Source organism: Methylophaga sp. UBA3603 (assembly GCF_002375335.1).
In the GTDB taxonomy this organism is placed as follows: domain Bacteria; phylum Pseudomonadota; class Gammaproteobacteria; order Nitrosococcales; family Methylophagaceae; genus Methylophaga.
The window spans coordinates 224,187-239,121 of record NZ_DFMC01000009.1 but is presented as its reverse complement, the minus strand read 5'-3'; the positions used below and the strand labels follow the sequence as shown (position 1 = coordinate 239,121).

Genomic DNA, 14,935 nt, shown 5'->3' with positions numbered 1-14,935 from the left:
CTGTCTTAGGGGAGTAGTCTACCTATCTTAAGGCCTGTTTATTTCCCATCAACAATGAGAAATAAACAGGCCTTAGTGCGTGAATCTGTCAACATACTTGTGTCCTCAAGACACATGGCAAATTCGTGTCATTCTGACGAGTGGCATTGGCAAGACCTGAGGCAAATAACAGCTCCATAGGCGGGTAGCTGCTATTTGCCTTTGGTTTTTTATCCCGCCTGAGTAACTAAATCATGGAAGCTTTTCTAGTTTCAACCTCTACCGTCGCATTGGCGGAGATCGGCGATAAAACCCAACTTCTTTCGTTATTTCTTGCAGCCCGTTTCCGTAAACCCATTCCTATTATTGTCGGTATTTTAGTCGCTACCCTGCTTAACCATGGTCTTTCAGCCTGGCTGGGGGTATGGCTCACCGAGTTTATCTCTCCGCAAATGGGCCGATTACTTGTTGGTATCAGTTTTATTGTCGTCGCCTTATGGATATTAATTCCCGATAAAGAGGAAGATGTAGCTTCAAATCTCAATCGTTACGGAGCTTTTATTGCGACTGTGGTGTTATTTTTTCTGGCTGAAATCGGTGACAAAACTCAAATCGCAACGGTCATTCTGGCAGCACAATATCAGCAATTCATGCTGGTAACCCTCGGTACCACTATTGGCATGATGTTGGCCAACGTCCCAATCGTTATTTTCGGACATCGCTTGATGCAGAAACTACCGTTGAATGCTGCACGTTATGCAGCGTCAATTGTATTTATGACGCTGGGGATAATGACATTGTTGCTTTGACAGTTGCAGTGATTACTTCATAAAGTAGAGACTTTTAACAGCATCTATGGAGCATCCATGAGCCAGACTATCAGCTCTCCGGTCACTGAGTTATTAGCAAACAACGCCATTCCTTTTGATGTGATTGAAATTCCGCTCAGTGAGGATAAAAAACCTATCCGCAATCTGGAAGAATTACTTAGCGGTCAGGGTCGAGATCCCAACTCTGTGGTGCGCAGTCTGTTATTTAAAACTGGTTCGGGTCAGTTTTGCCTGCTGGCAGTAGCCGGTGGTGGACGTGCAGATTGGGCGGCGCTTCGCAAACAGCTTGGCGAGAAAAAACTGCGCATGGCCGAGTTTAATGAAGTCTCAGAAGCAACAGGATATGTCGTTGGCGCCGTGCCTCCCATTGCATTGCCTGAAACAGTTACTGTGTTGGCCGATAACAGCGCATTTCAATTTGAACAGGTGATTATCGGCAGTGGCGTATTAGGCTATGCGCTTGCAGTAAGCGCCAAAGACTTACAAAAAATCATGTCGACCGTACCTGTCAGTGAATTTGTAAAAACCGAGTAAAGTTTCATCAGCTGGCGAGCATATCGCCAGCTTTTTCTTCCACTTAATCCAATAATTGCAGCGTTCGAGCCCTATATATCAGCATTTGTTAATTTAGATTTATCTAATTTAGAAAATACTGATATACTTGCCTTATATTTTTTACAAGGACATTCCATGAGCACGAATCCCCTGTCTTTTCCTGAAATGCACGAGATGCAAACTCATGCCAAAGCAGCGGCGGATTTACTGAAGCAAATGAGTAATGAACACCGTTTAATGATTTTATGCGCTTTGGGAAATCAGGAACTGGCTGTCAGTGAAATCAATCAGCTGGTGCCACTCAGTCAATCGGCATTATCGCAACACCTTGCCAGCCTGCGTCACGCTGAATTAGTCAAAACACGCAAAGATTCACAAACTGTTTACTACCGGCTTAATGGCGATGCCGCGTTACGCATCATCGCCGTGTTGCAATCGCTTTACTGTCCTGAATATCAAACTGCTTCATGTGGAGAAAAATCATGAGTTATTCCATCGAAAAACCAGCGAATGTGTTTATCAAAAATACACCCAAAGATTGCTTTATTGTTGATGTCAGAACAGCGGCCGAGGTTAAAGCGAAATCTTTGCCGGGTGCCATTCATTTGCCATTACAAAACCTCACCGTTGAAGCATTACAACAGGCAATTAACCAACAAACAGTAACACCTGACAAGATATTACTGTTATGTCACTCAGGTCGCCGAGCAGAAACGGCCGCCAAACAATTAGATGGCCAGGTTTCCCAATCACTAGTGGTTATTGAGGGCGGCATCCAAGCGGTTGAAAAGCTCAATGGTGACTGGGTGTTCACGCAAGGTAGTTCAGTATCGATAGAACGTCAGGTACGTATCGCTGCAGGTGGTTTGGTGTTAGGCGGTGTAATTCTGGGATTTGTTGTACATTCAGCCTGGTTTGCGCTGTCGGGGTTTGTCGGCGCAGGACTCATGTTTTCAGGGATCACCGATAGCTGTGCAATGGGCCTGATCCTCGCAAAAATGCCATGGAATAAATAATCTAGATGTTGCTGTTAATTGGCATTGTAATTGGCCTGCTGCTTGGCCTTACCGGAGCCGGTGGCTCGGTGTTTGCAGTTCCCTTATTGATATTGCTGGGTGACGTTTCAATTCATCAAGCGGTGACATTATCATTAGCCGCCGTCGCCACGATTACGTTGTATGGCAGTGTCCGAAATTTGGGCAATCAAACCATTTTATGGAAACCTGCAGCTTTATTAGCCGGGAGCGGAATGTTGGGTGCGCCGTTAGGGCAGATATTCGCCTCAATGTTAAGTGAGGTGCTACTGGTGGCAGGATTTAGCTTATTGGCAGTCATAATCGCTGTTCGCATGTGGTTAACAGCCACAACGATGCCGGAAGCCAGCAAAGTGGTGCGAAGCAGTCATTTATCGCTGGATAATGCAAAGGGTGTTCTGTGTAAATTCAGTCCCGACGGTAAATTTCAGCTGCGTCCAAGATGCATGGGTGGTTTATTGCTGGGTGGATTTTTGGTCGGCATATTATCCGGCTTATTCGGCGTAGGTGGAGGCTTTTTGATCATTCCCCTACTGCTGTTACTGAGTCAGGTCAGCATGGTACAGGCAGTCAGTACGTCTTTAGTGGTTATCACGCTGGTTAGCAGTATCGGCTTTATTTCACATCTCACATTCGGTGAAATCAATTATTTACCTTTTAAGTCACTGGCGTGGCTCATTGCTGGAGGATTGACAGGTATGTATGCAGGACAACTGATCAGTCACAGAATTGCGAATGCGCATCTGCAGAAAATCTTTTCTATTGGTCTTTTACTGGTGGCAGTAACACTGTTTTATGTGCAAACAACATAGGAGCATTCATCAACATGTTATTCAGACAACTTTTTGAAAAAAACTCATCTACATACACTTATTTGATTGCAGATAAACTTTCCAAACAAGCGGTATTAATTGATCCGGTGATAGATGAAACAGATGGTTATATTCGTTTATTAAATGAACTTGGTTTAACACTGAAAGTGGCAATGGATACCCATACCCATGCTGATCACATTACGGCTCTTGGCAAACTGCGGGAACTCACAGGTTGTGAAACCTATATGGGACAACAGGCAAATTCTTCCTGTGCCAATGATAGTTTCAATGATGGCAGTAAAATTGTGGTCGGTAAAATCACGCTCACTGCCCTACACACTCCCGGGCATACTGACGATTCTTACAGCTTTCTGTTGGAACATGACGGACAGAAGTATCTGTTTACCGGTGATACATTATTGATTCGTGGCACCGGACGAACAGATTTTCAAAATGGCAGTGCAACAGATCAATACCGTAGTCTGTTCGATAAATTATTGAAATTCCCAGAGGATACCTGGGTCTATCCGGCGCATGATTATAAAGGCTGGATGGTCAGTACCATTGGTGAAGAACGCGAGAATAATCCTCGCCTGCAAGTGAAGGATGTTATTGAATATAAAAATATTATGGACAACCTGAACTTGCCCAATCCTAAAATGATGGATGTAGCAGTACCGGCTAATCGCGCCTGCGGTAATCTAGTTTAAGCCGATTGAATGCAGTTACGCCCTTTCTGCTTGGCCTGATAAAGCTGTTTATCTGCCCTGCTGATTAATTCATTATGCTCATCATCATGCGATGGAATCATCGTACTGACTCCCAGGCTGATGGTGAGTAATTGACTCACTTTCGACTGTTCATGTGGTATTTGTTTTTTAAATAAAGCCTGACGACAACGCTCCGCTATCGACCACGCGGCATTTTCATCTGCTTCAGGTAATAGCATGATAAATTCTTCACCGCCAAATCGCCCGAAGAAATCACGCGAGCGTGCTTTGACGTTATTAAGTGTTTCAGCTACCTGTTTTAAACAGTCATCGCCCTGTAAATGCCCGTAAAAATCGTTATATTCCTTGAAAAAATCGATATCAATAATAATCAGTGACAATGGCTGTTTATTTTGCCGGGCTTTAAGCCATTCCGTTTCGATAACGGAATCAAACATCCGGCGGTTGGCCACACCGGTCAGGCCATCTTTGAAGGAAAGCTCTTCCAGTTCCTTTTGCAGCTTTATCAGTTCCTGCTCGGTCTTTTTGCGCTCGCTGATATCAAACATAAAACCGATTAATGATTCGACCTCACCATTTTCCTTTCGCACTACATGCACCACATCGCGGATCCAGACATAGTTACCATCTTTTGTCAGTGCGCGATAATCCGCTTCATGATCGATTCCTGACTTGGATTGGGAAACACAAAAATCCACCACCCATTGCCGTTCATCTTCATGCATCCGAGCAGCCCAATCTTCAACAGACTTCCAGCTTGATGGCTCCCAACCTAACAGAGCCTCAATTTGCGGGCCAATGTAAGTGAATTGCATAGAAGCCCAGTCTAATTTCCACGGAATAGCTTTAGTGGATTCCAGCAGGGTTTTATAGACATCATTTTCCGTGGGTACATTATTGATCAGGTCGGTCATGGCTCTACTCGTAAAAACAGTTAGCGCAGGGTAATTATTACCACAATTTAAACAAGGTTTTTGTTTTTTTCTGTGCGTTTATTTAACGTATTTTTCTGGCGCGAATAGCGCGCCCTTTAACCTTGCCATCAGCCAGGTAATTCATTGCCTGTCGTAATGCCGATTTACTTACCGCGACATAACTCGACATATCAAAAATATCAATTTTGCCGATATCAGCGCCATCTAGTCCGGCATCACCAGTTAAAGCGCCCAGAATATCGCCAGGACGGAGTTTATTTTTACGCCCGGCATCCAACTGTATAGTCACCATATCGGCTTCCAGCGTAAAACTGTCATCACGATCCAGAGAAGCCAGCACATCACAGCGACAAGGTTTTTTCTGATATTTCTCAATCGCCAGCATGCGGGGTACTTCAGCTTCAGCAACCAGACTCATTGCCAGGCCAGACTCCCCCGCCCGACCAGTTCGTCCAATGCGGTGGATATATACTTCGGGATCTCGGGGCAATTCATAATTAATCACCATTTCAATCGCCTTAATATCCAGTCCCCGAGCAGCCACATCGGTGGCCACCAAAACCGGGCAACTCTGGTTGGCGAATCGTACCAACACCTGATCTCTTTCCCGTTGTTCCAAATCACCATGAATCGGCTGAGCATCGATTTTTTTGTTTCTCAGCATATCTGCGACTTCATCACACTGTATTTTGGTGTGGCAGAACACAATGGCGTTTTTGGGCTGATAATGCTGGAATAACATTATCAAGGCATTGTTACGTTCATGTTTTTTAATCTCATAAAACAACTGATCAATTACAGCCTGTTGATGCTGTGATTCAACCGTTACCCGTGCCGGATCACGTTGTATGCTACGACTAATCTGTTTGATGCTGTCGGGAAACGTCGCTGAAAACAACAAGGTCTGTCTGGAACTTGGTGTCTGTCCTATGATTTCCTGCATCGCATCGACAAAGCCCATATCCAGCATGCGATCGGCTTCATCCAGCACTACGGTTTTGACTTTATTGAGTTTCAAGGTGGCTTTTTTAAGATGATCCTGAATCCGTCCAGGTGTACCAACCACAATATGTGCACCATATTCCAATGAGGCAATTTGCGGGCCTAACGGTTTACCACCGCATAACATCACCAGTTTCAGATTGGGTATGCCACGCCCCAAACGGCGTAACTCTTTGCCAACCTGATCGGCTAATTCACGAGTAGGACAAATAATCAGCGCTTGAACAGCAAAGAAATCCGGTTGAATAGTTTGTAATAAGCCAATACCAAAGGCTGCGGTTTTACCACTGCCGGTTTTGGCCTGGGCTATCAAATCCTTGCCTTGCAGAATTAACGGCAAGCTTTGTGCCTGGACAGCAGTCATTTGCTTATAACCGAGTGAATCAAGGACAGTCAGTTGTTCGGCAGATAAATTTAACGATGAAAAATCAGTAGCAGACATGGGGAGCTTTAAAGAAGAGAATAAAGCGGGCATGATACCAAAAAGCTCGCTGAAACATTGCTTTACCTGAATTTACATTCAGGGCAACGAACCATCAACACGGTTACCAGTCTGATGATTATCAGCCAGCCAACTGTGAGGTAATGGCTATGTCATTCAGTAAAACCCTATTTGTTTCCGTTTTCAGCGCCAGCTTGCTTGGCGGGCTTATGCTGCTTTTGCCCAGTCAAAACAGTTATGCCGATGTGTCGGTGAACGTGCAACTTGGTCAGAATCTGCATAATCGACCTCACAATGGCTTTTCTGGTAACCGGCATTACCGCCATCCCTCAATCGGCATCACGGGTCACCGTTCATTTGGACTGGATCCCAGACTAAATCACTTTAAACAACCTCGTTATAAACCGTATTATCGACATTACGATACTATCCGGCCTCGTCATCGATCAGGCTATTATGGTTTTCGAAATAATAGTATCACCCTGATTGCACCGATTATTTATTCTCAGGGTTACCGTGACGAGGAACCGGTAAGACGCTATACAACCAATGCAACCCGGCCTGCTTCGCCATCAACTTCGTCTATTTCGAACTATTCCAATATTGATGGCTGGGAAGCGTTATCGCGCTATGAGTCAACAACAGCAATAAATGCATTTAAAGCACAATCCCAAAAAGATCCCAAAGCATCTTTGCCCAAAATTGGTTTTGCTCTGGCAACAGCTTTGCAAGGTGAATCAGATAAAGCATTCTGGGCGTTAAATCTGGCATTGATTGCCGATACCCGTGATCTGCGATATTTCAGTGCTGATTCAGGTCTGCGATTGGTCGTTGATGATTTACTGGACAATTACCAGAATAAATCACTCATGACCGCTACCTTGCTTTATTTGATACAGGATTACCGGTCAGCACAATCAACAATACAAACCGCACTTGATGAATGCGATAACTGCACCGGCACCCGAAGTTTGCAACGATTGATACAGCAACGTCTGAACGGATAGCCATAAAAAAACACCCTGTTAAAATTAACAGGGTGTCTTGTGATACTAGGGCTTACTAGCAAATCTAGCTCTCATGTTCTTCATCAAAATCCTGTTTATCCTTTGGGTTGGATTTTGATGATTTTGAGCTTTCTGTTTTGTCAGGTTTTTGCTCCAACTGAATGGCAGAATTTGAATCCGAATCTCCGACCATTTTCAGCGGCGCAGGTGGAGCCGATCCATCTTTATCCTGACCGAAGTAAATGGTCATATGCGGGAATGGAATCTCAATTCCTGCTGCATCCAGATGCTGTTTCACCAGACGGTTATAAGCCCGGCCAACACCCCATTGCGTACCCGGAAGGGTTTTAATCCGTACCCGAATATTGACTGAACTATCTGCCAGAGCGGTAATGCCATGAACTTCCAGCTCATCAACCAGAATTTTCTCACGCTGATCCGCATCTGCCATTAACTCGGCAAAAGCTTCACGCAGATGCACAATCACCTGATCGGTATCTTCACGATATGCCACGCCATACTCACCCACATGGTAAGCAAATTCGCGCATAAAGTTGGACACGGTATCTACTGATGAAAATGGAATCAGATGATAGGTTCCCGAAAGGTCCCGCAGACCTAAAGAGCGGATTGTCAATTTCTCAGCTGTACCAGTGATGCCACCTGCAGTAACAATATCACCGGAATTAATGGCATTTTCCATTTGGATAAACACCCCGGTAATAATATCTTGCACCAGTTTCTGTGCACCAAAACCTATGGCTAAACCAAGCACACCGGCACCCGCCAATAATGGTCCAATATTGACACCTATTTCAGCCAGCACAATCATAACGGTCATTATGATGAGAGCAATAGCCGCCGCGTTACGGAAAATTGTCAGTAATGTTTTGGCTCTTGCCGTTGGCAAATGCGTTTCATCACCAGGATTAAGCCGGTGCTCAATCCAACTTGCCAAAACTATCCATACTGCCATCGCTCCAACAAGAATTGCAGCCACACTAATCAATGTACCGATAGTGTGAATACCCGCCTCTGAGGCTAACCATGCGGTAAGGCTGAATATTCCCCAGGCATCCAAAATGACTGCGGCAACAACCACCACCAGCAAAATTCTTAAGGTTTTATAGATATTTGGTACAAATCCGTTTACCCGTTGTTCCAGCATCGGAAAACGAGAACGCAAATCTTCTGAAACATTTACCGGACGACCAATGGTTTTCGCCAGGAACTTCGCCAGCAGTCCACCGATCACCAGCGCGAGAATGGTCTGGAAAGTGGCCTTTAACATCATTGGCAGGGCATCCTCCGGACGCAGTAATAAAGCCACAGCTAACACAGCAAAATACACTATTCCCAGAATGTGCCAGCTACGTGCCAGAATCCCCAGACTCACTCTTGAAAAGCTGAATGAGGACTGTTGTGCATGAGAGAGCAAACGCTGTTTAACGGATACACGGTTTTGCATGATGACAACAACTGCATAGATAAATGCACTTAACACCACCAGTACACTGACCAGTTGGCCGACGACCGGATTAATATTCAGATTGACCAATGGCACAATCAGCAACATGCCATAACCAATATAGTTGGTTAACCGAACTAACCAGATATGCCAGTAAGTGGCACTTTCGGCAGATATTGGTAATAAACGCAGTGCATCATCACGTCCAGCAAATATCGTACGGAGTATGACTTTAAATATTTCAATCGCCAAAAACGCATTGAGGAATAGCGATTGACTGACATTCATTTCTCCATTGCTGCCAATGGCAAACAAGGCAACGGCATAACCGGCTACCCATGCTAAGGCTACTGTCAGTAAATCCACTAGAGCTGCCAGCAAAATCGCGCTGAATTTGCGAATTTCCGGATAGTCACCCTCCGCTTCAGCCCAATCATTAGCACGACGAAAAGCATGACGCGCCAGACTTCGCAGCACATAAAACATTAATAACGTGCTGGCAATCACCACCAGTAGAAAGAAGCTTTCATCCAGCATGTCCTGCCAATCAAATGTGCCTGCTTCATCAGAACCTATAGCAGCTACAGCAGAAAAACCCGTCCCAACTGTTGAGACAATCTGCTGGGCAACGGATTGGGTCGTATTGGCAATCTGTCTGGCAAACGTTGGTTCATCAACCAACTCTTCTGAAGCGGCTTCTTGATCCAGTGCTTCAGCCGCCTGTGCCAATTCGCGTAATTCTGCGATAAGTTTTTCACGGGACTGTTCATTTTCGAGTGTGTCAGCAAGCGCTGAGTAATGTTTTTCATTATTGGGCGGAGTAGCAGGTTCGGCCCAAGCCGTTTCGGTTATCAAACTGAATGTTAACAACAACGTCACCAGCAGAGCTGAAGTTAACTTCCATTTCATATCAAAAATCCACACGATACTGTGATCTCCTTTTGTTTGATTTTTTTAAATTTATTATTTGCCCAAAGGCTTTAGATTGATGCGAAGGTAGCAATCAATAATTGATTCAAGCCGTCAATTGGTTACTATCAACAGCTTAACAAATGTAGTTTTCAGTTGTAGGGTCTGTTTATGTTTCAAACAGAACAGAGGTCGCTAGGAAAGAGACACGACCCTGTGACCCTATCAAGGCGGAAGGGTTCATTACAAAACCGATACAATTTTCAGTTGTCCCTGTTCATTCACTTCCACCAATACGCCCTCTCCCGATAACACAAACTTGTCGAGAAGTCCGGATATATTGACCTGATGAGTGATATAGATCTTGGTATTAACAGTTTTCACCTTAGTAATATGCGCTTTCCAATCTTGCAGAAACTGTTGTTTTAAATGGCGATTTGATGCGTGAAAAAAAGAATTCAGTGCCGTCAGCTTTTGCGGTGGACCAAACCCCAGTAATTCTGCGGTTTCCAAACATCGACACCATTCACTGGAGAAAACCTCTGCCTCAGTAATACCTGATTCGCGAAGTTTTTGACCTATTTCTATCGCCTGTTCACGTCCTTCAGAAGACAATACCCGCTGAGTCTGGCATTCTGCCAAATCAAACCCCTCTGGATCACCGACGCCAGGGGCTAGCGCATGGCGCAAAATAATAACTTGATCTGCCATACTGGAAGCTGATGAAAACAGCGATAAAAACAGACCATAACGCAAAACTGTAAGCAACTGTCGCATTTAAACCTCTCGGTATTCCCAAAAGTAAATTAATTTCATTACCATGAATAAGGCATGTTTTTTTATCTAAAAAATCTTACTAATAAGCTGTTATTGATTCATACGTTAGAAAACAGTTCACTGCGCATTAGAAAAGTTAGGGAAAAATCAAGTCTCTGGAGCTCAAATGACACCTCATTCCATGCCTAAAAAATTGACACTCTTGTTGCAATTTATATTGTTTGCCGGATTTTTCGGGTCTATTTGGGAACAACAATGGCTCAATGCGATAGCGACTTTCGGCATTATTATCATCAGCTTATTTCCTGTATTACTGGCCAGAAAATTCAATGTTCATGTGCCAGCTATATTTCAACTTCTGGCAATTGCCTTTGTCTTTGCATCGGTATTTCTGGGTGAAGTACATGGCTATTACACCAAGTTCTGGTGGTGGGATATTGCTTTGCACACTGGCTCAGGTTTTCTGTTAGGTATTATTGGCTTTCTGCTGGTTTATCTACTGAATGAAAATGAATATATCCATTTACAGATGATGCCGGGGTTTATAGCTTTTTTTGCTTTTATGTTTGCTTTGGGTATGGGGGCATTGTGGGAGATATTTGAATTTTGCATGGATAAAATTTTGGGTTTGAATATGCAAAAACCCATGTTCGGTGATTACTCAGGCTTAACTGACACCATGTATGACCTGATTGTTGATGCCATAGGCGCTTTGTTTATTTCATTACTCGGCTACGGCCACCTAAAAAAAGCACAAGCCAAATCGTTTCTCGAACGCTGGATATGGTCATTTATCGCCAAAAACCCAAGACTGTTTATCAAAAAAAGAAAAACTGAACCAGCTAAATCCCAACGCTCCGATTAATGGCTGGATGCCAACTTGTGACAACTTCCTTAACATATCAGGATTATCTCTGATGTGCTTTCATCCATAGCACTCTAGTATGCCGGTAGATTGCTGTTCATCAGCAAGTTTCTCTGGAGTGGATATGGACAAGAGACCCAAGGTTTTACCATCATTATTCTTAAGCTTACTGTTGATCTTTTCGTTATCCGCATGCGATCAAAACAATGATGACATTCCGCAGATGGAAGCTGCGCCGATAATCGATGTAAACGAAATTCCCCTTTGGCTCGATGGCCAAGTGGAAATGTCACCACAGGAATGGCTGGTCAAACGTAGTCGTGCAGAAATAAACGATGAAACAGCTGAAATTGAACGCACAGCAGAATTGCTCATCAATGCTGCTGACCGATTTGATGAAAGTCATCGTATGATTGCCAATCGTGCCGCCCAGCTGGAAGATATGCTGTTTGAACATAACATTAAAGAAACAGCGGTTAACAGATTAGAGTGGTTTACTAAACTTCCGACGTTACAGACTCCACATAGCTTTTCAGCTCTCTGCCAGTACTATTACAACCTTCGCACTAAGGGGAAAACGGAAGACGAAATCATTCAGAACCTTTTAAGGCTCTAGTGCTTGTTTCCTTTCGTCTCCACCCCTCTTGGTGGTTCATTTCGCGATAAATGAGCAAATGATGAGATTTAGCTGTTCTGTATAAGTAATTTGTAACGCGGTTTGTCGAAAAAAATCGTCCTAGCCCTGCGCTTGCGACTGAAAATAGCACACGGTGACTTTGGGTAAACTCGCCTGATAATGGCAGCTCCTCTATAATTCAGAGCATATACTTTTTCTCTGTTGGGAAAGAGCCGTCTCGTTTATTCAATCATTGGAATTTATGACTTCTCCTCAAGCGAACAGTTATTTCAGTTTGATCCGCAACCAGTTTGGTTTACTGGCTATTGGTTTTATTGCACTTTTCTCTGGCAATCTTGGACAAAGCTTTTTCATTGGTTTGTTTCAATCTGATATTGCCCATTCGTTAAATTTATCAGCAGGTGAATTTGGAGCTGTGTATGCAGCACTTACAATGGCAAGCGGATTTCTGGTGTTACATTTCGGCCAGAAACTGGATTGGATTGCCCCCCGGCGTTATGCCTTATTAGTGCTGACAGCGTTATTGGCGGGCGTGATTTTACTGACCACTTCACCATGGCTGATTCCAGCTTTAATTGGGCTGGGTTTAGTACGGTTATGTGGTCAAGGGTTGATGACCCATTTTGGCAGTACATTAGCTGGCCGCGAATTTACTATTAATCGTGGTCGTGCTCTGGGGTTGGTCAGTCTCGGCATGCCACTGGGTGAGATTATTCTGGCACCCGTCATCGCATTATTACTTGGCTGGTTGAGCTGGCAGCAAATCTGGTGGGCAGTGGCCGCCGTCATTTTTCTCATTTGGTTGATGTTACTGCTTTTGGCGAAATGGCCTGAAGCTCCTGAAATCAAACGTGATAGCAGCGGTAACAAAATCAAAGGCCCCAACCCGATGCTGGAAAAACGTTTCTGGCTGATTATTCCATTGACTATGGCTTTGCCAGTCACTTTAACCGGTATTTTTATTTTTCAGTCCCAAATGACACTAGACTTAAATGCCACCACCACCGCATATGCCTTGGGTTTAACGGCAATGGGCATTGCTCGTTTTCCCGGCGCATTACTTGGAGGCCGCTGGATAGATGAGTTAGGGGTATCGCTTCTAGCTCGCTTGTACCTGGCTCCTTTTGCATTCGCTATCATTTTGGCGGTATTAGTCGGTGGCAATGCAGGTGTTTTGATTTTAATGATTGGTGCCGGAATTTCACTTGGCATGTCTTCGCCGGTGGTAGATAGTTTATTAGTGGTACTTTGGGGTCGTGAACATTTAGGCCGTGTACGTAGTGTCAAATCAGCTTTTATGGTGTTTTCAACCGGCCTGGCACCCGCTGTACTAGGTTTCCTGATTGACGGTGGTGTGCAATTTGAAGCGATTCTGCTTGGCATGCTGATATTTATGTTTGCGGGATGGTTGCTGGCCCAAGCTCCTATTCGTGAAGCTGAAAAAATAAATCATCATTCATTAAAACAAGATTAAAGTCATTCTTCTCGACGCCGCTAGCCTTAGAGTAGATCCATTCGAGGATAAGAAAATGACAATTAACACTGATCCGTTTGGCCAGACCGTCAGTTCGATGGCAAAGGATCCTGTAAATAAGCAGGAAGGCCCTTTTGGTCAGCAGGTTTCGGTTTTGGCCCAGGAAAAAAAGTTTTCAGTATCTGAGTCGAATAGCGAAATGAACCTTTCCATTCTGCAGGTCTCGTTTAATCTCAGTGACGGCAATGGTGATGGTGCCATGGCATTACTGTTTAAAACTGCTCTTGAGGGCATCAATGACTCTCTGAAGGCTGAGTTTGGCGAGAACGCCATTCAAAAAGCTTATGAACAAGGCGTTGATGTTTCACCCGAAGCGACTTCCGAACGCATTGTGCAAATGAGTACTGCTTTTTTTGATGCTTATTACAGCACCCGCCAGGATATGCCGCTTGAAGAAGCCCTGAAATCATTTGTCGAAGTGATTGGCGGTGGAATCGATCAGGGGTTTAAAGAAGCACGCGACATTCTTGGTGGCCTGAAAGTACTGGAAGGCGATATAGCAGGCAATATCGATAAAACCTACGATTTAGTTCAACAAGGCCTACAGTCCTTTGTAGAAAACTATCAAGCTTCTCAAGAAGCCTAAATACTTTTTACCGCCTCCCATCTCGGGAGGCGGTTTATTGCAACTCAGACATACCGGCTCTTGAGTTCTGCATAATACCCGCCATACTCTGTTTTAATATGCATTCGGAAGGACACTTTTCACCCGAATCATCCCGTGAATCTGCCACAGGAGAAAAACATGCAAGATAAACAGACCCTTGTCATTGGCGCCAATGGCCAAATAGGTAAGCTATTAATTCAAATGATGGCCGAGCAGAAAATGCCGGTGAAAGTCATGCTGCGTAACCCAGAACAGGCTGGTGAATTTGAAAAATTGGGGGCTGATGTTGTAATAGCGGATCTCGAAGCTGATCTGCCAGACCACGCTTTTGCTGATTGCGATAAAGTCGTATTTACGGCTGGTTCCGGAGGTAAAACCGGTGCCGATAAAACTATTCTGGTGGATTTATGGGGTGCGTGTAAAGCGGTTGATAAGGCAAAACAACATGCCATTAAACAATTTGTTATGGTCAGCTCACGGGATGCCGGTGACCCGGAACACGGCACCAAGGCCATTAAGCATTATAACATCTGCAAATATTTCGCCGATAAACATCTTATTGAAAGTCACCTGCCCTACACCATTCTCCGCCCCGGCAGATTAACTGATGGACCGTTAACGGGGAAAATTACCACTGTGCGCCCGTCAGATCAGGAGCAACAAGTTATTTCCAGAGCCGATGTCGCTGCCTGCATTTTACAATGTCTGGATCATTCAGAAACCGTTAATCAGATTGAAGAGTTGTATCAAGGTGACATGCCAATTCAAGAAGCTTTTATAAAATCGGTTAAAGGTCGCTTGGGTTAAA

General features: G+C 44.3%; 16 protein-coding genes. 12 read left to right on the top strand and 4 right to left on the bottom strand.

Going from position 1 to position 14,935, the window contains the following annotated elements; all coding sequences use genetic code 11:
- Positions 1–233 precede the first annotated feature (233 nt).
- The 6 genes from B4F66_RS08385 (at position 234) to B4F66_RS08360 (ending at position 3,923) form a co-directional block, all read left to right on the top strand.
- Complete coding sequence (locus B4F66_RS08385) at positions 234–788, top strand: TMEM165/GDT1 family protein (RefSeq protein WP_292358112.1); 555 nt, start codon at positions 234–236, stop codon at positions 786–788.
- Between the two features lie 57 nt (positions 789–845).
- Entirely contained in the window at positions 846–1,343 is a 498-nt protein-coding gene (locus B4F66_RS08380; RefSeq protein WP_292358110.1) for an aminoacyl-tRNA deacylase, read from the top strand.
- Positions 1,344–1,499: 156 nt separating this feature from the next.
- Positions 1,500–1,850: an ArsR/SmtB family transcription factor gene (locus B4F66_RS08375; protein WP_292358109.1), complete on the top strand. Its 351-nt coding sequence runs from the start codon at positions 1,500–1,502 to the stop codon at positions 1,848–1,850.
- Entirely contained in the window at positions 1,847–2,380 is a 534-nt protein-coding gene (locus tag B4F66_RS08370; RefSeq protein WP_292358107.1) for a rhodanese-like domain-containing protein, read from the top strand. The genes B4F66_RS08375 and B4F66_RS08370 overlap by 4 nt, the downstream gene beginning before the upstream one ends.
- Before the next feature lie 5 nt (positions 2,381–2,385).
- Positions 2,386–3,210, top strand: coding sequence for a sulfite exporter TauE/SafE family protein (locus tag B4F66_RS08365; protein ID WP_292358105.1), 825 nt, complete (start codon positions 2,386–2,388; stop codon positions 3,208–3,210).
- Positions 3,211–3,224: 14 nt separating this feature from the next.
- Entirely contained in the window at positions 3,225–3,923 is a 699-nt protein-coding gene (locus B4F66_RS08360) for an MBL fold metallo-hydrolase (RefSeq protein ID WP_292358103.1), read from the top strand.
- Here B4F66_RS08360 and B4F66_RS08355 read toward each other — a convergent pair.
- Positions 3,920–4,858 (bottom strand): GGDEF domain-containing protein, encoded by a 939-nt coding sequence (locus tag B4F66_RS08355; RefSeq protein ID WP_292358102.1) that lies wholly within the window; start codon positions 4,856–4,858, stop codon positions 3,920–3,922. The genes B4F66_RS08360 and B4F66_RS08355 overlap by 4 nt on opposite strands.
- A gap of 82 nt (positions 4,859–4,940) precedes the next feature.
- The gene (dbpA, locus tag B4F66_RS08350; RefSeq protein ID WP_292358100.1) at positions 4,941–6,323 is read right to left on the bottom strand and encodes an ATP-dependent RNA helicase DbpA; all 1,383 of its coding nucleotides are present in this window, start codon (positions 6,321–6,323) and stop codon (positions 4,941–4,943) included.
- 149 nt (positions 6,324–6,472) lie between these two features.
- On the opposite strand from dbpA, the gene B4F66_RS08345 reads away from it, so the two are divergent.
- Entirely contained in the window at positions 6,473–7,330 is an 858-nt protein-coding gene (locus B4F66_RS08345) for a hypothetical protein (protein ID WP_292358099.1), read from the top strand.
- A gap of 64 nt (positions 7,331–7,394) precedes the next feature.
- Here B4F66_RS08345 and B4F66_RS08340 read toward each other — a convergent pair whose 3' ends face one another.
- Positions 7,395–9,707: a mechanosensitive ion channel domain-containing protein gene (locus tag B4F66_RS08340; protein WP_292358097.1), complete on the bottom strand. Its 2,313-nt coding sequence runs from the start codon at positions 9,705–9,707 to the stop codon at positions 7,395–7,397.
- A 243-nt stretch (positions 9,708–9,950) separates the two neighbouring features.
- On the bottom strand, positions 9,951–10,484 hold the full coding sequence (locus tag B4F66_RS08335; protein ID WP_292358095.1) for a histidine phosphatase family protein: 534 nt from the start codon (positions 10,482–10,484) through the stop codon (positions 9,951–9,953).
- A 166-nt stretch (positions 10,485–10,650) separates the two neighbouring features.
- Here B4F66_RS08335 and B4F66_RS08330 point away from each other — a divergent pair, with 166 nt between their 5' ends.
- The 5 genes from B4F66_RS08330 (at position 10,651) to B4F66_RS08310 (ending at position 14,934) form a co-directional block, all read left to right on the top strand.
- Positions 10,651–11,349 (top strand): DUF2238 domain-containing protein, encoded by a 699-nt coding sequence (locus tag B4F66_RS08330; protein ID WP_292358093.1) that lies wholly within the window; start codon positions 10,651–10,653, stop codon positions 11,347–11,349.
- Positions 11,350–11,473: 124 nt separating this feature from the next.
- Positions 11,474–11,965 carry a hypothetical protein gene (locus B4F66_RS08325; RefSeq protein ID WP_292358091.1) on the top strand — a complete coding sequence of 164 codons (492 nt, stop codon included), beginning with the start codon at positions 11,474–11,476 and terminating at the stop codon, positions 11,963–11,965.
- A gap of 262 nt (positions 11,966–12,227) precedes the next feature.
- Positions 12,228–13,460 (top strand): MFS transporter, encoded by a 1,233-nt coding sequence (locus B4F66_RS08320; RefSeq protein ID WP_292358089.1) that lies wholly within the window; start codon positions 12,228–12,230, stop codon positions 13,458–13,460.
- 55 nt (positions 13,461–13,515) lie between these two features.
- Positions 13,516–14,106 carry a DUF5610 domain-containing protein gene (locus B4F66_RS08315; RefSeq protein ID WP_292358087.1) on the top strand — a complete coding sequence of 197 codons (591 nt, stop codon included), beginning with the start codon at positions 13,516–13,518 and terminating at the stop codon, positions 14,104–14,106.
- Between the two features lie 159 nt (positions 14,107–14,265).
- The gene (locus B4F66_RS08310) at positions 14,266–14,934 is read left to right on the top strand and encodes an SDR family oxidoreductase (protein ID WP_292358085.1); all 669 of its coding nucleotides are present in this window, start codon (positions 14,266–14,268) and stop codon (positions 14,932–14,934) included.
- Position 14,935: the final 1 nt, after the last annotated feature.